Below are 18,375 nucleotides of genomic sequence, written 5' to 3'. Positions count from 1 at the left end.
AGCCGTAGCGTTACTTGGAAGCCTTGTATTCTATGGCAGACGCGAACTGCTGCAACGTAGCCGGCGGCACTTCGCCGAGCACGGTGATCCAGTAATCGCCGCGGCGCTTCACGAGAACGTTCGTTGCACCGGTGCTGCCCGCGCCTTCTTTGCGCGTATTCTTTTCGGCCGGCTCGATGAAAACCGAGATCGTCGCGAGCCCGTCGGTGAAGACGGCCTGATCGACCGGGATCGGCGGCTCACCCGCATCGCGCGCGGCCATCGGCCGGCGCACTTCACGAATCTTCTGGAAACCGGCGACGCTCGGCGCGAGCTGCCAGCCCTGCGCTTCCATGTCGACCGTCGCGACCGGCGGACGCACGACCGTCCAGCCGTTCAGGTTGCGCATGCCGGCCGCGATCGCGGCCTTGTCGCCGCTTGCGCCGCCCGTCTGCAATTGCGAGAACGCGATCTGCTCGAGCACGTGATCGTTCGCATCGAGCGTCTGCGAACGCAGCAGCAGCCCCGTGCGCGCGTCGGCCCACAGCTTGTACGTGAAGCGGTACGCATCCTTCGGCACGAGCTCGACGACCTGGGCGTCGATCCCCGCCACGCGGTCCTTGCCGAGCGACTTCGCGTCGTAGACGGACATCACGTGCTCGCCGCTCGCGCCGAGCAGCGCGGGGAACGAGTCGCGCGTCTGACGGCGCTCGACCACGCACAGCTTGCGCTCGGGCACGAACGTGTACAGCTCGTCGTTATGCCGCAGCAGCTTGCGCGGCTTGCCGTCGAGCGTCTCGATGCGCTCGAACTCGCCGTCGCGGGACGCGACGTGCGCAATGCGCGACGACTGCACATACCCGCCGCGCTGGTAGACGAACGTGCCTTCGTAGCTCTGCTGCTGCGCCGCCTGCTGGACACGGTCGAGCCAGTCGGCTGCACCCTTGCGGGTCGCGACGGGATCGTCCGGTTGCTGGGCGCTGGCAGGAACGGATTGAACGGACAACAGGGCGGCTGCGCAGAGCAGGAGGGCCGGCAGCCGCTTCCATCCGGAGATGGCGTGATTCAACTGCAATGTCCGCATCGGGTTTATTGGCCTGGCGTGGTGGTCACGGCGGCGCGGATCAGCGGCATCGAACCCGTGACGACGGGCTGCTGCGCGAACTGCTGATGCGCTTCAAGGTATTGGTCGAGGCTGGCGTCGCGAATGATGTTGACGTCCTGCAGCCCCGGCTGGGCCGATGCCTGCGCAACCGTCACGCGCTGCAGGTTGCCGCCTTGCGGCGCACCGGCCGACGCGACCTGGACGGTGCCCGGGGCGCCGGCCGTCTGCATTTGCGGGACGACGATCCACGTCAGCGTGGCCGCCGCGGCGGCAACCGCGAACGCGGGTACGACGCGCCGGCGCAGCGACAGCAGCTTGCGCGCGACGGGCGCGGCCGCCGGCGCGAGCAGGTGCGGCTCGCTTTCGAGCGCAGCCGACATGCGCGCGGTGAACGCGACGCTCAGCGCGGGCGACAGCGCAAGCTCGTCCGATCGCAGCGCATCGCCGATCAGGTGGTAATGAGCCCACACAGCGCGATCCGCGCGATTGAGCTCAGCCAGAAACTGCCCGTTGTCCGGGCCATCGAACATTTCGCCGTCGACCAGCGCGGAAAGGCGCTCGCCGCGCGAGCACGCTTGCGACTGCGTATTGACCGACCCCATGATGCTCCCCATCTTGCACACCCCGTCGTGACTTCACGACTCTATCCGTAACTAGACCCCGACCCGCGTCGCTCCGCCTGTCGCGCTTACCAGCGCTTGCCTTCGGGCGTATCGAGCAGCGGACGCAATTTGGCAGCGATTGCCTCGCGTGCACGGAAGATCCGCGACCGGACCGTCCCGATCGGACAGCCCATCATTTCCGCGATCTCTTCGTAGCTCAGGCCCTCGATCTCGCGCAGCGTAATTGCCTGGCGCAGTTCTTCGGGCAGCAGAGCCATTGCAGCGTTGACCGTCTCGGCAATCTGCTTGCTCATCAACATCGACTCAGGCGTGTTGATATCCCTTAGTTGGTCTGCGTCGGAGAAAGTTTCCGCTTCCTCCGCATCGGCCTCGGTCGAGGTCGGCGCCCGGCGGCCTTGCGTCGCAAGGTAGTTCTTCGCCGTGTTGACGGCAATTCGGTACAACCACGTATAGAACGCCGATTCGCCGCGAAATTGCGGCAGCGCACGATACGCCTTGATGAACGCGTCCTGGGCCACATCCTCGACCTCGGCGGGATCCCGCACGAGGCGCGAGATCAGCCGAATGATCTTGCGGTGGTATTTGGAGACCAGGAGTTCGAACGCTGCCTTGTCGCCCTTCTGTACGCGCTCGACCAGAGCCTGATCGATTTCTTTTTCACTCACCTGACAAATCCGTTAACTAGGGATGCAACGCGGAGCGTTATTGTAGCGTTCCCGCGCCGGCCGCTGGTTACGGTCCGTAACCGTGCCGCCGTCACGCCCGCTCCGCCGCGCCCGCCGTTCTCGCCAGCACGGAAAGCGCGCTGAACGATGCGGCGTCCAGCGCATCGGCCGGAATCAGCAGCGGCCGGGCCCGCCGGGCACCCTGCCCGACCGACAGCACCAGCAGCAGGCTGCTCCAGTGCGCATGGCCCGTCACGCGGCCGCGGGCCAGCAGGCGCCCGGTGCGGCCAAACGCCGCGATTTCCCCGAACGCGTCGATCCGCAGCTCGGCCGGCAGCCGGCGGGCACAGGCCCGCACGGCGCACACGGCCAGCAGCGCAGCCGTCGCGGCCGACACGCATGCGCCGGCGGCAGCGCCTGCGCGCGGCACCCAGAACAGGTAGGCCGACGCGGCAGCCGACGCGACGAACACGGCCAGCACGACATACGACACGGCCGAGGCCCGCAACGCAAAGCGCTGCGGACGCCCGGCCGGAGCATCGAATGGACTCGTCAAGCGATTGCAGCGTCAGACGCGCTTGAACACCAGCGTGCCGTTGGTACCGCCGAAGCCGAAGTTGTTCTTCACGGCGACGTCGATCTTCATGTCACGTGCGGTGTTCGCGCAGTAATCGAGATCGCACTCGGGGTCCTGGTTGAAGATGTTGATGGTCGGCGGCGACACGTTGTTGTGCAGCGCCAGCACCGTAAACACCGATTCGAGGCCGCCCGCGCCACCCAGCAGGTGGCCCGTCATCGACTTCGTCGAGTTCACGACGAGCTTGTACGCATGCTCGCCGAAGGCCGCCTTCACCGCGTCGGACTCGTTCTTGTCGCCCAGCGGCGTCGACGTGCCGTGCGCGTTCAGGTACTGGACCTCGTCGGCATTCACGCCGGCGTCGCGCAGTGCCGCGACCATGCAGCGGCGCGGGCCGTCCATGTTCGGCGCGGTCATGTGGTACGCGTCGCCCGTCATGCCGAAGCCCGAGACTTCCGCGTAGATCTTCGCACCGCGTGCTTTCGCCGCTTCGTACTCCTCGAGCACCATCACGCCGGCACCCTCGCCCAGCACGAAGCCGTCGCGGTCCTTGTCCCACGGACGGGATGCGCTGGCCGGATCGTCGTTGCGGGTCGACAGCGCACGCGCCGCCGCGAAACCGCCGATGCCGAGCGGCGACACCGTCGATTCGGCGCCGCCCGCGACCATCACGTCGGCGTCGCCGGCCTGGATCAGGCGCGCTGCGAGGCCGATGCTGTGCAGGCCGGTCGTGCAGGCCGTGACGGCCGCGAGGTTCGGGCCCTTCAGGCCGAACATGATGCTCAGGTGGCCCGAGATCATGTTGATGATCGAACCCGGCACGAAGAACGGCGAAATCCGGCGCGCGCCGCGATCGACATAGGTCTGGTGTGTGTCCTCGATCATCGGCAGGCCGCCGATGCCGGAACCGACCAGCACGCCGATGCGCTCCGCATTGGCTTCGTTCACTTCCAGCCCGCTGTCCTTGATGGCCTGGACGCCGGCGGCGATGCCGTAATGGATGAACGTATCCATGTTCCGGGCTTCCTTCGCCGGGATGTACTCCTCGGCGCTGAAGCCCTTCACTTCGCCCGCGAATTGGCAGGCGAGGTTCGACGCATCGAACTTCGTGACGGTGGCAATACCGGACTTGCCGGCGACGAGATTGGCCCAGCCGTCGGCAACATTATTGCCAACAGGCGAAATCAGCCCCAGGCCTGTAACAACAACACGACGGCGGCTCACGGTAACCTCTTTTCCATTATTGGATGACAAAAACAAAAGCCACAGTGGCCACAGGAACCAGCCCTGCGAGCCCTGTGGCTGTTAGTCCGTCCGGCGCGAAGCCGGCAGGATGGCGCGTCAATCGCGAAGATCGCGGCGACGTGGCGGACAAGCGCGAAAGGCGCTCGTTACGCCTTGACGTTTGCGCGAGCGTAGTCGATCGCTTGCTGAACCGTCGTGATCTTCTCTGCTTCTTCGTCCGGGATTTCCATGCCGAACTCGTCTTCCAGAGCCATCACCAGTTCGACGGTGTCGAGCGAGTCGGCGCCCAGGTCGTTCACGAACGAAGCTTCGTTCTTGATCTCGGCTTCGGCGACGCCCAGTTGCTCAGCGACGATCTTCTTGACACGTTGTTCGATGTTGTCCATTACCCCTCCGAGGGAAAGTTCAGATTTACAAGTGCGCGCATTTTATCAGGTTTGCTGACGCCAAAACGCGCGTTGGCTTGATGGTCGATCAAGCGCCGATCCGCCTGAAAAACGGGATACGGCGCGGATGGTAAACGAAAATCGTTACGACATGTACATGCCGCCGTTCACGTGCAGCGTCGTACCGGTGATGTAACCGGCCTGTGGCGATGCGAGGAACGCGACGGCATGGGCGATGTCTTCCGGGCTGCCGAGGCGGCCGAGCGGAATCTGGGTCTTGAGCGCAGCCTGCTGTTCTTCCGGCAGCGTCTTCGTCATGTCGGTGTCGATGAAGCCCGGCGCCACACAGTTCACGGTGATGCCGCGGCTGCCGATTTCGCGCGCGAGCGCACGCGTCATGCCCGCTACACCGGCCTTTGCCGCCGCGTAGTTGACCTGCCCCGGGTTGCCGGCCGAGCCGACCACCGACGTGATGTTGATGATGCGGCCGCCACGGGCCTTCATCATCGGGCGCAGCACCGCGCGCGACAGGCGGAACACCGACTTCAGGTTGGTGTCGATCACCGCGTCCCAGTCCTCGTCCTTCATCCGCATCGCGAGCTGGTCCTGCGTGATGCCCGCGTTGTTGACGAGCACGTTCAGCGCGCCGAATTCCTTCACGGTCGCGTCGATCAGCGCCTCGGCGGCTGCCGCGTCGTTGACGTTCAGCACCGCGCCGCGGCCCGTGACGCCCGCTTCCGCGAACGCCGCGGTAATCGCAGCGGCGCCCGATTCGCTCGTCGCCGTGCCGATCACCGTCGCACCCAGGCGCGCGAGTTCGAGCGCGATCGAACGGCCGATGCCGCGCGACGCGCCGGTAACGATCGCAACCTGTTTATCGAGAGTCTTGTCCATGAATCGAATATCCGTCTCTTGAGAAAAGGTGCCGCGTCAGGCGGTCACCAGCTTGAGCGCTTCGTCGAGCGAAGCCGGATCGAACACCGACACACCCGTCAGGTTGCCATCGATGCGCTTCGTCAGGCCCGCGAGGACCTTGCCCGGGCCGCATTCGATCACGTGCGTGACACCCGTGCCGGCGATGTACTGCACACACTCGACCCAGCGCACCGGCCCCGCGGCCTGGCGCACCAGCGCATCCTTGATCGCTGCCGGATCGCTGACCACGGCGACGTCGATGTTGTTGACGACCGGAATCTGCGGCGCCTTGACGTCGACGTTCGCAAGATAGTCGCGCAGCTGGTCCGACGCGGGGTTGAGCAGCGACGAATGGAACGGCGCCGACACCGGCAGCGGCAGCGCGCGCTTCGCACCCTTCGCCTTCGCAATCTCGCAGGCCTTTTCGACCGCGGCCTTGTTGCCTGCGATAACGACCTGTGCGGGGGCATTGAAGTTCACGGCTTCGACGACACCCGCTTCCGCGGCTTCGGCGCAGACCGCACGCACGGTGTCGTCATCGAGACCCAGGATCGCGGCCATGCCGCCCTGGCCGACCGGCACGGCCGTCTGCATCGCCTGCGCGCGGAAGCGCACGAGCGGCACGGCGTCCTTGAACGCGAGCGCGCCGGCCGCGACGAGCGCCGTGTATTCACCGAGGCTGTGGCCGGCGACGATCGACGGCGCCGGGCCGCCTGCCTGCTGCCACGCGCGATAGCACGCATAGGCCGCGGTCAGCATCACGGGCTGCGTGTTGGTGGTGAGGTTCAGCTCTTCGGCCGGGCCTTCGGCGATCAGCTTGCCGAGATCCTGATTGAGTGCATCGGACGCTTCCTGGAGCGTCTCGCGCACCACGGCCAGATCGGCAAATGCATTGAGCATGCCGACTGCCTGCGAGCCCTGCCCCGGAAATACGAATGCAAATTTCATATCGTCCCCAATTGAATCGATTCGGACGGCGCGCACGAACGGCGCGCCGGTGGGATCCGCGCGCAGCAGTCGCGCGCTGCGGATCAGTAGCGGAAGACCGACGCACCCCAGGTGAAGCCGCCGCCGACGCCTTCGATCAGCACATGCTGGCCGCGCTGGATGCGACCGTCGCGCACTGCGGTGTCGAGCGCCAGCGGGATCGACGCGGCCGACGTATTGCCGTGCTGGTCGACCGTCACGACCATGCGCTCCTGCGGCAAGCCGAGCTTGCGGCAGGTGCTGGTCATGATGCGGATGTTGGCCTGGTGCGGAATCAGCCAGTCGATCTGTTCGGGCGCGAGATTCGCCTTCGCGAGCGCCTCGATCGCCACCTTCTCGAGCACGTTGACCGCGAGCTTGAACACGGCCTGCCCGTCCATGTACAGGAACGCGCTGCCTTCGATCACGCCGCGGTTGACGTTGCCCGGGGTGCAGAGGATATGCGAATAGCTGCCGTCCGCATGCAGCGCGCTGCCGAGCACGCCCGGCTCTTCCGACGCCGACAGGATCACCGCACCCGCGCCATCGCCGAACAGCACGCAGGTCGTGCGGTCCTTGAAGTCGAGAATGCGCGAAAACGTCTCCGCGCCGATCACGAGCGCGGTGCGGTGCTGGCCGCTGCGGATGAAGCTGTCGGCCGTCGCCATCGCGTACGCGAAGCCCGAACACACGGCCTGCACGTCGAATGCCGCGCCGCCGTTCTTGATACCGAGCTTGTTCTGCAGCAGGCACGCGGTGCTCGGGAACACGAAATCGGGGGTCGAAGTCGCGACGATGATCAGGTCGATCGACTGCGGATCGATGCCGGCGGCCTCGATCGCGCGACGCGACGCCTCGAGCGCGAGGTCGCTGGTCGTGACGTCGGGTGCGGCGAAATGGCGCGCATGGATGCCCGTGCGCGCAACGATCCATTCATCGCTCGTCTCGATGCCTTCCTTCGCAAGACGATCGGTCAACTGCTGGTTCGTAACGCGGTCAGGCGGCAGGTAGCTGCCCGTGCCGAGCACGCGGGAATAGAGAGTCGATTGGGCCATTTATGCTTTAGAGGATTGCGCAGCGGAAGGTTCGGCGTGACGGCCTGCGGCGGGGCTTGCATGGCCCGCGCCGCCCGCGTCGTGTTCGCCTTCGCCGAGCGACACTGAATTATCCGCCATCGCGCGCGCGAGGCGCTCCAGCACGCCGTTTTTGACGGCATCATACCCGCGTTTGATCGCCCACTCAAACGCGTAGGCATCAGCCGAACCGTGGCTCTTGATCACGAGGCTCTTCAGCCCCAGCAGCGCCGCGCCGTTGTACTGGCGGTGGTCGACGCGCTTCTTGAAACGCATCAGGACAGGCAGCGCGAGCAGCGCCATCAGCTTCGACATCAGCGAACGGCCGAACTCCTCGCGGATGATGTCCGACAGCATCTGCGCGAGCCCCTCGGACGTCTTCAGCGCGACGTTGCCGACGAAGCCGTCGCACACGATCACGTCGACCGTGCCCTTGTAGATGTCGTTGCCTTCGACGTTGCCGCGGAAATTGAGCGTGCTGGCGCGCAGCAGTTCGCCTGCGCGCTTGATCGTCTCGTTGCCCTTGATCACCTCTTCACCGATGTTCAGCAGGCCGATCGTCGGACGCTCCTTGCCTTCGAGCGCGGCCACGAGCGCATGCCCCATTTCCGCGAACTGCAGCAGGTGCTGCGGTTCGCAGTCGACGTTCGCGCCGAGGTCCAGCATCATCGTGTAGCCGGTCGGGTTCGGCAGCGCGAACGCGATCGCGGGCCGCTCGATGCCGGGAAGCGTCTTGAGTACGTAACGGGAAACGGCCATCAGCGCGCCGGTATTGCCGGCGGAGATGCAGGCCTGCGCTGCGCCTTCCTTGACGTGGTTGAGCGCGACGCGCATCGAAGAATCCTTCTTCTTGCGCAGCGCCACTTCGACAGGATCGTCCATCGCCACGACTTCGGTGGCGGGAACGATGGTCAGCGCGGGATCGTCGAGGGCTTTCAGCTTCTTCAGCTGGGCGCGGATCGCGCCTTCGATGCCGACGAGCATCAGGTGCGCATCGGGATGCGCGCGGACGAACTTGACTGCCGCGGGAACGGTCACGGACGGGCCGTGGTCGCCTCCCATGCAATCGATTGTGAGCTTTACGGTCATGGAATGCGACGAATTTCAGGCACAAAAAAGCGGCAGTTGAATGCCGCCTTTTTGTTGAGCCAGGAAAGTGTCAAGCGAACCAGTTGTCACGCGAACGGCAAGCGTAGCGCGCAACGCGTGACTTGACGCTTAGTCGTTCTTCGTCTTGACGACTTTCTTGCCGCGGTAGTAGCCGTTCGGGCTGACGTGGTGACGCAGGTGCACTTCACCCGTGCTCGGCTCGACTGCCAGCGGCGATGCCGTCAGGAAATCGTGCGAACGATGCATGCCGCGCTTCGACGGCGACTTCTTGTTTTGCTGGACTGCCATGACTAACTCCTAAATAATTTTCCGGATTCTAACACAGCCCGATCCGGCGCTTAACTACCCTGGCCCAAAGCCTTTACGCCTTCCCGCGCCACAACTGCTTAGTGTTTCTTGGTGCCGTCACCGCCCTTCTTCAGCGCTTCCAGCGCTGCGAACGGATTCGGCCGTTTGCCTTCGTCCCCGGCTTCGTCGGACGCCTCGTCCGACTCTTCCACGGGACCGCTCGCACCCGACACGAGGCTTTCGTGAACTGCCGGGCAAACCTCGTGCTTGGGCACGAGCGGCAACGAAAGCAGCAATTCCTCTTCGATCAAGTCGACGAGATCGAACTGGCGTGAGCCCACGATCACATCGGCTTCATCGTCGTCGAGCGGAAATTCTTCAGCTTCTTCTTCGGTCGCGACGACCCGGTACGTCATGTCGACGTCGAACGTCTGGTCGTACGGGGTCATGCAGCGCTGGCACGTGAGCCACGCATGGCCGTGCACCGCAAGGCGCAGATACGGCTGCTGCCCGTCGGCGCCATCGTCCTGCAACTCCTTCTGCGCGAACCCTTCCGCCTGCCATGTGAAGACCGTGTCGCGATCTGGCGCGTCCGCGGGCACTTCGTTTAACATGCGCGGCAGTTGCGAGAGGCGCACCACCCCTGCTGCCTGCCGCCCGCTGCGGGCGAACTCGAACAGGTCGATCGCGTGCGGATCAAGGGCCGCCGCAGGTTTGCCAGAAGAAGTGTTCATGTGCGCTCCTGCCTACAGGCTGACTTGCGGATCCGGCTTGGCACCGCTCGCGTACGGCTCATCCACGGATGACGTACTTTACTTCCGAAGACCCGGCAGGCGCCATCACAACGAAAGCCTGCCGACGAAAAGCGGGAAAGCATACCTGTTTTACCTTTTGCGGTCAATCACTTAAGCTTGCGTCCGCGCAACGCCGCGCCATACCTGAAGACTCACCGATCCAACCGACCATGCCGGATACCGTTTGCCGCCCGCCGCGGCTGATTCTCGCCTCCAGTTCACGCTACCGCCGCGCGCTCCTCGAGCGCCTCGGCATCCCCTTCGACGTCGTGTCGCCCGACCTGGACGAAACCCCGCGCGACGGCGAAACGCCAGCCGCGACCGCCCTGCGCCTCGCCGGCGCGAAGGCGCGCGCCGTCGCCGCGACGATCGACGCGCCGGACGGCGTGCTCGTGATCGGGTCGGACCAGGTCGCGACCTTCGACGGGCTCCAGATCGGCAAGCCCGGCACGCATGAGCGTGCGCTCGCGCAACTCGTGTCGATGCAGGGCCGCGAAGTCGAATTCCACAGCGCGCTCTGCCTGTACGACAGCCGCACGGGCGAAGCGCAGGTCGAGGACATCGTCACGCGCGTGCGGTTCCGCTCGCTGCCCGAGGCCGAACTCGACGCGTACCTGCACGCGGAAACGCCGTACGACGTCGCCGGCAGCGCGAAATCCGAAGGGCTCGGCATCGCGCTGCTCGACGCGATCGACTCGAACGACCCGACCGCGCTCGTCGGCCTGCCGCTGATCGCACTCACGCGCATGCTGCGCGCCGCCGAATACCCGCTGTTTGCAACTACCCGTGGAGACCGCGCATGACCGCCGGCACGCTTTACCTCGTCCCGAACACGCTCGGCGAAGGCGACGAATCGATGCTCGCCGCCGTGCTGCCCGCTGCCGTCCAGGCACGCGCCGGCACGCTCGGCTATTACATCGGTGAAAACGCGAAAACGACGCGCGCGTTCCTGAAGAAGATCGGCACGACGCGCCCGATCCAGGAAATCGAGATCAGCGAGTTGAACGTCAATACGCCGGCCGGCGCCATCGACCGGCTGCTCGCGCCCATCCTGGCCGGCGCGGACGCCGGACTCGTGTCGGAGGCCGGCTGCCCGGCCGTCGCCGATCCCGGTGCGCTGCTGGTGCGCCGCGCGCACGAGCGCGGCGTAAAGGTCGTGCCGCTCGTCGGGCCGAGTTCGATCCTGCTCGCGCTGATGGCATCGGGCCTGAACGGCCAGAGCTTCGCGTTCAACGGCTACCTGCCGGTCGACGCGGCCGCACGCGCGAAACGCCTGCGCGAACTCGAGCAACTGTCACGCAAGGCGCGCCAGACGCAGATCTTCATCGAAACGCCTTACCGGAATCACGCGATGCTCGACACGCTCGTCGCGACCTGCGCACCGTCGACGCAGATCTGCGTCGCAGCCGACCTGACCCTCGCGACCGAGACGATCGCGAGCCGCACCGTGGCCGACTGGAAAAAGGCGCCGGCGCCGAATCTGCACAAGCGCCCGGCGATCTTCCTGCTGCTCGCCAACTAGAAACCGCGCTCGGCGGACCAGTGACCGAACGGCGGGCCATCGCGGCCCGCCCGTCGCCTGTCAGCGCAGGCTGACCGATGCGCCGCCGGCCGTCAGCGCCTTCATCGCGGCACCGCCGACGGCCGCGCCGAACTTGCGCGCGACGCGGTTCGTCAGGCTTTCCTTCACCGTATAGTCGACGAGATCCGGCGCCTTCAGCACGTCGCGCGCGACCGTGTCGGTCGTGCCGTAACCGTCTGCAAGCCCGAGCTCGACGCTCTTCTCGCCCGTCCAGAACAGGCCCGAGAACATGTCGGGCGTTTCGTGCAGCCGCTTGCCGCGACCATCCTTCACGGCCTTGATGAACTGCGCGTGCACCTGGTCGAGCAGCGCCTGCGCGTGCGCGTCCATCTTCGGCGTCTCCGGCGAGAACGGATCGTAGAAGCCCTTGTTTTCGCCCGACGTATGCAGGCGCCGCTCGACGCCGAGCTTGCCCATCAGGCCGGTAAAGCCAAACCCGTCCATCAGCACGCCGATCGACCCGACGATGCTCGCCTTGTCGACGAAGATCTTGTCGGCCGCGGCCGCGATGTAATAACCGCCCGATGCACACATGTCGGTCACGACGACGTACAGCGGCTTGTCCGGATGCTTCGCGCGCAGCCGCCGGATCTCGTCGTAGACCATCCCGGCCTGCACCGGGCTGCCACCCGGGCTGTTGATCCGCAGCACGACGCCGGCCGTGCCGTCGTCGTCGAACGCGGCGTCGAGCGCCGTGTTGATGTCGTCGGCGTTCGCGTTGACGCCGGCCGCGATCTCGCCGTCGATCGTCACGAGCGCCGTATGCCGCCCGCTCGACGAGAACTTCGAATCGCTCGAGAAATCGATCAGCGCGAACGCAAGCAGCACGAACACGCCGAGGAACGCGAAGCGGAAGAAGATCTTCCAGCGCCGCGCCGCGCGCTGCTCCTTGACGGCCGCAAGCGCGATCCGCTCGAGCGCCGCACGCTCCCAGTTCGGTTCACGGCTGTCGGGACGGGAGGAGGAATCCGGGGAGTTCGGTTGGTCGGCCATGCAGGGTTGTCGTTAGTCGGTCGTGGCGGGAACGGCGGGACGCAGGTCGGCGTCGGGCACCCAGAATACCGCACGCCCGTCGGAGGTGTCGCGCTCGTCGACCTCGACCGGCCGCAGGCGGCCGCCGCGGCACGGGCCGCCGACGCACTTGCCGGTGTTCGGCTCGTAGATCGCGCCATGCGTCGCGCACATCAGGTAGAGGCCCGACGATTCGAAAAACTGCCCTTCGGCCCAGTCGAGCTCCATCGGCACATGCGCGCAGCGGTTCAGGTAACCGTATGCTCGGCCCTCATAGCGCACGAAGAACACGACGGCCTGCTCGCCGCGCAGCGTCGCGTCGACGCGCACGCCGGCGCCGCCGTCGGCCAGCGCATCCGATGCGCACACGCGCACGGCGTCCGGCGCCGCGCTCATGCGTACTCCCGCAGCCACGCGGCCAGCGCGCCGACGTCCGGCGCGACGAAGCGCGGCGTGAGCGCAGCCAGCGCATCGGCCGTGTGCGCGCCGTACGCGACGCCGACGCCGGCCGCCCCGGCACTCGCGGCCATCTGGAGGTCGTGCGTCGTGTCGCCGATCATCACGGTGCGCGACAGGTCCTGCCCCAATTCCCGGGACAGCTCCTGCAGCATCGCCGGATGGGGTTTCGAGAAGGTCTCGTCTGCGCAGCGCGTCGCATCGAACAGGCTCGTCAGCTTCGACTGGTCGAGCACGCGATTCAACCCGACTCGCCCCTTACCGGTTGCAACGGCAAGCAGATAGCCCGTATCGCGCAGCTCGGCGAGCAGTTCGCGCACGCCGGCGAACAGCTCGATGCGCTGGTCGTCGAGCAGATAGTGATAGCGGTAGCGCTCGGCGAGCCGCGAATAGTCGGACGGATCGAGGGTCGGAGCCGTAATCTGCAGCGCATCGCGCAGGCCGAGGCCGATCACGTAGCGCGACGCCTCGTCGGACGGCGTGGGCAGGCCGAGATCGCGGCACGCCGCCTGGATGCTGTGCGCGATGTGCGCAGTCGAATCCATCAGCGTGCCGTCCCAGTCGAAGACGATCAGGTCAAATTGCTGTCGAGCCATGCGGTTCAGGCGGTATCGCGCAGTGCGCTGAGTTGGTCGAGGAAGCGCCGGCATTCGTCCGGCAGCGGCGCATCGAACTGCAGCGCCTCGCCGGTCAGCGGATGGGCAAGCCGCAGCCGGTACGCATGCAGGAACATCCGTTTCAGCGACGGCTGCGCATTCGCGCGCGCCAGCGCCTTGTTCAGTGCGAAATCGCCATACTTGGCGTCGCCGGCGATCGGCAGGCCGAGATGCGCGAGGTGCACACGGATCTGATGGGTCCGACCCGTTTTGAGTTCCGCTTCGACGAGTGCGTAGTCGGGCCAGCGGTCGACGAGGTTGAACACCGTATGCGACGGCAGGCCGTCGTCCTGCACGCGCACGCGGCGCTCCCCTTCCGGGGTCGAATACTTGAACAGCGGCGCCTTCACCGCGCGGCGGCGGCCCCAGTCGGGCTGCCATTCGCCGTGGACGCACGCGAAGTAGCGCTTGTCCATCCGGTTCTCGCGAATCTGTTCGTGCAGGCCCACCAGTGCCGTGCGCTTCTTCGCGAGCATCAGGATCCCGGACGTCTCGCGGTCGAGCCGATGCACGAGTTCGAGGAATTTCGCGCGCGGGCGCGACTGGCGCATCTGCTCGATCACGCCGAACGCGACGCCGCTGCCGCCGTGGACGGCGACCCCGGCCGGCTTGTCGATGACGAGCATCGCGTCGTCCTCGTACAGCACGTTGAAATTTGCGGGCGGCACGACGGGCGTGTCGGCACGGGCGAGGTCCGCCGCCGCCACGCGCACGGGCGGCACACGGACGACGTCGCCATGGGCAAGACGATACTGCGCGTCGACCCGACCCTTGTTTACACGCACTTCGCCGCTGCGGAGGATCCGGTAAATATGGCTTTTCGGCACGCCTTTACAGACGCGCAACAGGAAGTTGTCGATCCGCTGACCGGCCGAGTTTTCATCGATCTCGATCATCGATACCTGGCCGCTTGCGACCGAATTCTGGGATATTTTGCCTAACTCATTCATACTGAATATAATTTTGCCCAGCCTGACGTTGTGGGTGGCCTGACCGGCCGGCCCCGACCGAGTCGGGTAAGGCGCAAGCGCAAACCGCTATTTTACTTGCGCCGGGGGTCTGCTGCTCGCCCCTAATCAAAGAGATGCAGCAAGTTGCACGCACGGCGCCGCCCGTCGGCAAGGATCGCGCCCACAGGCGGATTCGGTCGGCAAGGCGCCGCGGTAACGGAAAGTTGGTTGAAAAGAATTTGATCGGCAGCCCGACGGCGCGAAGTGCGTCCGCAGGCTGCCGGTTGCGAAAATTACGGCGTTGCGCCCGATTTGGCCCCGCGAAGGTGCGGGGCTTGGCGACGTCAAACCAGGGAAGTACACCCCAAGCGGGAAAGTCGGGTTGGATTCGATACTCCCCGCTGCGGCCCAAGCCGCAGCATCTGCCGCCCGTCGGCGCGCGCGACCCATTGCGCGCGCCCGTGGCAATGCCCGGACTCAGGCTTAGCGCGCTTTTGCAGCGTGCGGTGTGTGAACGCCGTGCTTTGAAACCGTATTCGCAGGTGCCCTACGGCCGCCGGCCCCGTCTTTCGGGCCCAAGCGCCTCTTCAGGCAATTCTCCCCGCCATCGTTCCCGCTCCAGCGTGCTTGTGACAACACAACAAGGTGCGGCCTGCCGTCGTTCCCGCCTTCGCGACTGACAACCGCGAGGCGCCGGCAGCGGAGCCGCCTGGAGTCGTTCATGAAACGCATGCTGTTCAATGCGACGCAGCAGGAGGAGCTGCGCGTCGCCATCGTCGATGGGCAAAAGCTCATCGACATCGACATCGAGACAGCCGGGCGCGAACAGCGCAAAGGCAATATCTACAAAGGTGTCATCACCCGCATCGAGCCGTCGCTCGAAGCGTGCTTCGTCAACTACGGCGAGGACCGCCACGGCTTCCTGCCGTTCAAGGAAGTCGCCCGCCAGTACTTCAAGGACGGCATCGACATGCGCTCCGCGCGCATTCAGGATGCCCTGCGCGAAGGCCAGGAACTGATCGTTCAGGTCGAGAAGGAAGAGCGTGGCAACAAGGGCGCCGCCCTCACCACCTTCATCTCGCTCGCCGGCCGGTATCTGGTGCTGATGCCGAACAACCCGCGCGGCGGCGGCGTGTCGCGCCGGATCGAAGGCGACGAGCGCCAGGAACTGCGCGAAACGATGGCGCAACTGCAGATCCCGGACGGCATGAGCATGATCGCCCGTACCGCGGGCATCGGCCGCAGCGCCGAGGAACTGCAGTGGGACCTGAACTACCTGCTGCAACTGTGGCGCGCGATCGAAGCGGCGTCGCAAAGCGGCAACGCCGGACAGCCGATGCTGATCTACCTGGAATCGAGCCTCGTGATCCGCGCGATCCGGGACTATTTCCAGCCGGATATCGGCGAAATCCTGATCGATACGAACGAAATCCACGATCAGGCCCGCGCATTCATGGATATCGTGATGCCGGACAACGTCGCGAAGGTGAAGCGCTACCACGACGACGTGCCGCTGTTCTCGCGCTTCCAGATCGAGCACCAGATCGAAACCGCGTACTCGCGAACGGTACCGCTGCCGTCGGGCGGCGCGATCGTGATCGACCACACCGAAGCGCTCGTCGCGATCGACGTGAACTCGGCGCGCGCGACCAAGGGCGCGGACATCGAGGAAACGGCGACCCGCACGAACCTCGAAGCGGCCGACGAAGTCGCCCGCCAGCTCCGCCTGCGCGACCTCGGCGGCCTGATCGTGATCGATTTCATCGACATGGAATCGGCCAAGAGCCAGCGTGAAGTCGAGCAACGCCTGAAGGACGCACTCAAGCATGACCGCGCGCGCGTCCAGATGGGCAAGATCTCCCGTTTCGGCCTGATGGAACTGTCGCGCCAGCGCCTGCGTCCGGCCCTGTCGGAAGGCAGCCACGTGACCTGCCCGCGTTGTAACGGCACCGGCCACATCCGCGATACCGAATCGTCCGCGCTGCAGGTCCTGCGGATCATTCAGGAAGAAGCGATGAAGGAAAACACCGCGGCAATCCACTGCCAGGTGCCGGTCGAGGTGACCGCCTTCCTGCTGAACGAGAAGCGTCAGGAAATCAACAAGATCGAGTCGCGCTTCAAGGTCGGCATCGTGCTGATCCCGAACAAGCACCTCGATACGCCGCACTACAAGCTCGAGCGCCTGCGTCACGACGATGCGCGCCTCGACGATCCGCGCGCATCCTGGAAGATGGCCGAGGAAGCGGCCCGCGAACTCGAGTCGGAAACCGGCTACAGCAAGCGCGCGGCGGAAGTGAAGCCGAAGCAGGAAGCCGCGGTCAAGGGCATCACGCCCGAGCGCCCGGCACCGAGCCCGGCACCGCAGCGCCCGGTCGAACCCGTTGCCGCGCCCGCGCCTGTCGCGCCGGCAAGCGGCGGCTTCATCGGCTGGCTGAAGGGCCTGTTCGGCGTGTCGCCGGCGCCCGCGCCCGCACCGGTTGCTCCGGCACCGGCGAAGGAGCAGGCAGCCCGTCCGGCTCGCGGCGAACGCACCGAGAAGTCCGAGCAACGCGGCGAACGCGGCGGCGATCGCAACCGCAATCGTCGCGGCGGTGCCCAGCAGGCGCAAGGCGGCCGCGACCAGGCCGCGGCAGGCCGCGGCCAGCCGCAACGCCAGGAACGCGAAGGCAAGGAAGCACGCGAACCGCGTGAAGCGCGTGAGCCGCGCGAGAGCCGCGAACCGCGCGAGGGTCGTGAACCGCGTGAGGGTCGCGAGAACCGCGAGGGTCGCGAGGGCCGTAGCCCGCGCGAAGGCCGCGAACCGCGCGAGCCGCGTGAAAGCCGTGAGCCGCGCGAGAACCGCGAACCGCGCGAGCGTGCCGAGCAGCCGGAAGGCTTCGACGCAGCCGGTCGTGGCGAGCGTCAGGAACGCGGCGAACGTCGCGAGCGCGGCGAGCGCCGCAAGCCGACCCAGCATGCGGCCACGCTCGAAACCGTCACCCGTGGTGAAAACCATCCGGAACCGGAAGACGACAAGGCCGTTGCAGAGGCCCTGCCCGGCGCCGACCTGGCAGCCGATGCGGAAGCCGGCGCACGGGACGGTGAGGAACGTCGCCGTCGCCGCCGCGGTCGTCGTGGCGGTCGTCGCGAACGCGACGAAGACGGCGCAGTCGTCGACCACGCCGAGCAAGGCGCAGAAGGCGAAGTCACCGCGCAAGCCGTGACGCCGGAAGCACCGGCTGCTGCCGAACCGGCCCATGCGGCCGCACCGGCCGTCGTCGTGGCCGCGGCTGCGGCAAGCGCCGTCGTCGCCGAAGCAGCGGTCGAGCACCATGCTGCCCCGGTCGCACCGGCCGCGGTCGAGCCGCAGCCGGCACCGGTTCACGTCGAAGCAGCTCCGGCCGCTCCGGTCGAGCCGGCGGTTGTCGCCCACGCAGCAGAACCGGCACCGGTCGCGCCGGCCGTCGATACGGAAGCCGGTCCGGCTCCGGTCGCGGTTTCGCCGACCGACGCGTTCGACGTGCCGGCAGCACCTGCCGCTGTCGAGGCACCGCAGCCTGCGCCCGTCGAGCAAGCCGCACCGGCCGTGACGACCGAAGCCGCTCCGGCGGCTGTCGAGCCGGCCCATGTCGAGGCAGCCCCGGTCGAGGCCGTCGCAGCCCCGGCACCGGTACAGGCTCCCGCCCAACCGGCCGCCGCGCCCGCTTCGGCGAGCCTGGATGTCGTGCTGGAGCAGGCCGGTCTCGTCTGGGTGAACACGGACGCCAGCAAGTTCGCTGCTGCGCAGGAAGCCGCGTCGCGACTCCCGCGCGCAGCCCGCGTGCCGCGCGAACGCAAGGTGCTGCCGCCGGCCGATACGGCCCCGATGCAGCAGGTCGAAACGACGCACCACTAAGTCGCATCGACTGACCAGGAAAAGCCCGCCTCCGGCGGGCTTTTTCATGTCCGCGCTGCGGGTTTCCGCCCACCGGACCGACCGGCCCGCTTGCGGCTAAAATAGAGGTCTGGTTCGCAC

Annotated in this window: 19 protein-coding genes; 3 read left to right on the top strand and 16 right to left on the bottom strand. The window is 66.4% G+C overall.

Going from position 1 to position 18,375, the window contains the following annotated elements; translation table 11 throughout:
• Positions 1–10: 10 nt before the first annotated feature.
• The 12 genes from B7G54_RS15340 to B7G54_RS15285 form a co-directional block, all read right to left on the bottom strand.
• Positions 11–1,063 (bottom strand): MucB/RseB C-terminal domain-containing protein, encoded by a 1,053-nt coding sequence (locus B7G54_RS15340; RefSeq protein ID WP_085039810.1) that lies wholly within the window; start codon positions 1,061–1,063, stop codon positions 11–13.
• Positions 1,064–1,068: 5 nt separating this feature from the next.
• The gene (locus B7G54_RS15335) at positions 1,069–1,686 is read right to left on the bottom strand and encodes a sigma-E factor negative regulatory protein (RefSeq protein ID WP_085039809.1); all 618 of its coding nucleotides are present in this window, start codon (positions 1,684–1,686) and stop codon (positions 1,069–1,071) included.
• A gap of 86 nt (positions 1,687–1,772) precedes the next feature.
• On the bottom strand, positions 1,773–2,372 hold the full coding sequence (rpoE, locus tag B7G54_RS15330; RefSeq protein ID WP_006490873.1) for an RNA polymerase sigma factor RpoE: 600 nt from the start codon (positions 2,370–2,372) through the stop codon (positions 1,773–1,775).
• A 91-nt stretch (positions 2,373–2,463) separates the two neighbouring features.
• Positions 2,464–2,928, bottom strand: a complete 465-nt coding sequence (locus tag B7G54_RS15325; protein ID WP_085039808.1) for a hypothetical protein — start codon at positions 2,926–2,928, stop codon at positions 2,464–2,466.
• Positions 2,929–2,940: 12 nt separating this feature from the next.
• The gene (fabF, locus tag B7G54_RS15320) at positions 2,941–4,173 is read right to left on the bottom strand and encodes a beta-ketoacyl-ACP synthase II (RefSeq protein ID WP_085039807.1); all 1,233 of its coding nucleotides are present in this window, start codon (positions 4,171–4,173) and stop codon (positions 2,941–2,943) included.
• A 167-nt stretch (positions 4,174–4,340) separates the two neighbouring features.
• Positions 4,341–4,580 (bottom strand): acyl carrier protein, encoded by a 240-nt coding sequence (gene acpP, locus B7G54_RS15315; protein ID WP_004197638.1) that lies wholly within the window; start codon positions 4,578–4,580, stop codon positions 4,341–4,343.
• A gap of 144 nt (positions 4,581–4,724) precedes the next feature.
• The gene (gene fabG / locus B7G54_RS15310; protein ID WP_006476504.1) at positions 4,725–5,474 is read right to left on the bottom strand and encodes a 3-oxoacyl-ACP reductase FabG; all 750 of its coding nucleotides are present in this window, start codon (positions 5,472–5,474) and stop codon (positions 4,725–4,727) included.
• A 36-nt stretch (positions 5,475–5,510) separates the two neighbouring features.
• Complete coding sequence (fabD, locus tag B7G54_RS15305) at positions 5,511–6,443, bottom strand: ACP S-malonyltransferase (protein ID WP_085039806.1); 933 nt, start codon at positions 6,441–6,443, stop codon at positions 5,511–5,513.
• Between the two features lie 83 nt (positions 6,444–6,526).
• A complete protein-coding gene (locus B7G54_RS15300) occupies positions 6,527–7,516 on the bottom strand; it encodes a beta-ketoacyl-ACP synthase III (RefSeq protein WP_085039805.1) in 990 nt (329 codons plus the stop codon).
• Positions 7,517–8,623 carry a phosphate acyltransferase PlsX gene (plsX, locus tag B7G54_RS15295; protein ID WP_085039804.1) on the bottom strand — a complete coding sequence of 369 codons (1,107 nt, stop codon included), beginning with the start codon at positions 8,621–8,623 and terminating at the stop codon, positions 7,517–7,519.
• Between the two features lie 129 nt (positions 8,624–8,752).
• Complete coding sequence (gene rpmF, locus B7G54_RS15290; protein WP_047900174.1) at positions 8,753–8,932, bottom strand: 50S ribosomal protein L32; 180 nt, start codon at positions 8,930–8,932, stop codon at positions 8,753–8,755.
• A gap of 98 nt (positions 8,933–9,030) precedes the next feature.
• The gene (locus B7G54_RS15285) at positions 9,031–9,666 is read right to left on the bottom strand and encodes a YceD family protein (RefSeq protein ID WP_085039803.1); all 636 of its coding nucleotides are present in this window, start codon (positions 9,664–9,666) and stop codon (positions 9,031–9,033) included.
• 230 nt (positions 9,667–9,896) lie between these two features.
• On the opposite strand from B7G54_RS15285, the gene B7G54_RS15280 reads away from it, so the two are divergent.
• Positions 9,897–10,529, top strand: a complete 633-nt coding sequence (locus B7G54_RS15280; protein WP_085039802.1) for a Maf-like protein — start codon at positions 9,897–9,899, stop codon at positions 10,527–10,529.
• On the top strand, positions 10,526–11,248 hold the full coding sequence (locus tag B7G54_RS15275; RefSeq protein ID WP_043181959.1) for an SAM-dependent methyltransferase: 723 nt from the start codon (positions 10,526–10,528) through the stop codon (positions 11,246–11,248). Before B7G54_RS15280 ends, B7G54_RS15275 begins: the two co-directional genes overlap by 4 nt.
• A gap of 60 nt (positions 11,249–11,308) precedes the next feature.
• On the opposite strand, the gene B7G54_RS15270 is transcribed toward B7G54_RS15275, so the two are convergent.
• Genes B7G54_RS15270 through B7G54_RS15255 form a run of 4 tightly spaced genes read right to left on the bottom strand, consistent with a single transcriptional unit; the run spans position 11,309 to position 14,381 of the window.
• On the bottom strand, positions 11,309–12,301 hold the full coding sequence (locus B7G54_RS15270) for a S49 family peptidase (protein WP_085039801.1): 993 nt from the start codon (positions 12,299–12,301) through the stop codon (positions 11,309–11,311).
• Between the two features lie 12 nt (positions 12,302–12,313).
• Positions 12,314–12,715 carry a Rieske (2Fe-2S) protein gene (locus tag B7G54_RS15265; RefSeq protein ID WP_085039800.1) on the bottom strand — a complete coding sequence of 134 codons (402 nt, stop codon included), beginning with the start codon at positions 12,713–12,715 and terminating at the stop codon, positions 12,314–12,316.
• Positions 12,712–13,371 (bottom strand): HAD-IA family hydrolase, encoded by a 660-nt coding sequence (locus B7G54_RS15260; RefSeq protein WP_085039799.1) that lies wholly within the window; start codon positions 13,369–13,371, stop codon positions 12,712–12,714. Before B7G54_RS15260 ends, B7G54_RS15265 begins: the two co-directional genes overlap by 4 nt.
• A gap of 5 nt (positions 13,372–13,376) precedes the next feature.
• Positions 13,377–14,381: an RluA family pseudouridine synthase gene (locus B7G54_RS15255; protein ID WP_085039798.1), complete on the bottom strand. Its 1,005-nt coding sequence runs from the start codon at positions 14,379–14,381 to the stop codon at positions 13,377–13,379.
• Between the two features lie 721 nt (positions 14,382–15,102).
• On the opposite strand from B7G54_RS15255, the gene B7G54_RS15245 reads away from it, so the two are divergent.
• Positions 15,103–18,255, top strand: coding sequence for an Rne/Rng family ribonuclease (locus tag B7G54_RS15245; RefSeq protein ID WP_085039797.1), 3,153 nt, complete (start codon positions 15,103–15,105; stop codon positions 18,253–18,255).
• Positions 18,256–18,375: the final 120 nt, after the last annotated feature.

Source organism: Burkholderia puraquae (assembly GCF_002099195.1).
GTDB classification, from domain to species: domain Bacteria; phylum Pseudomonadota; class Gammaproteobacteria; order Burkholderiales; family Burkholderiaceae; genus Burkholderia; species Burkholderia puraquae.
Note: the sequence above shows the minus strand (reverse complement) of the source record. Positions and strands in the feature narration are given on the sequence as shown.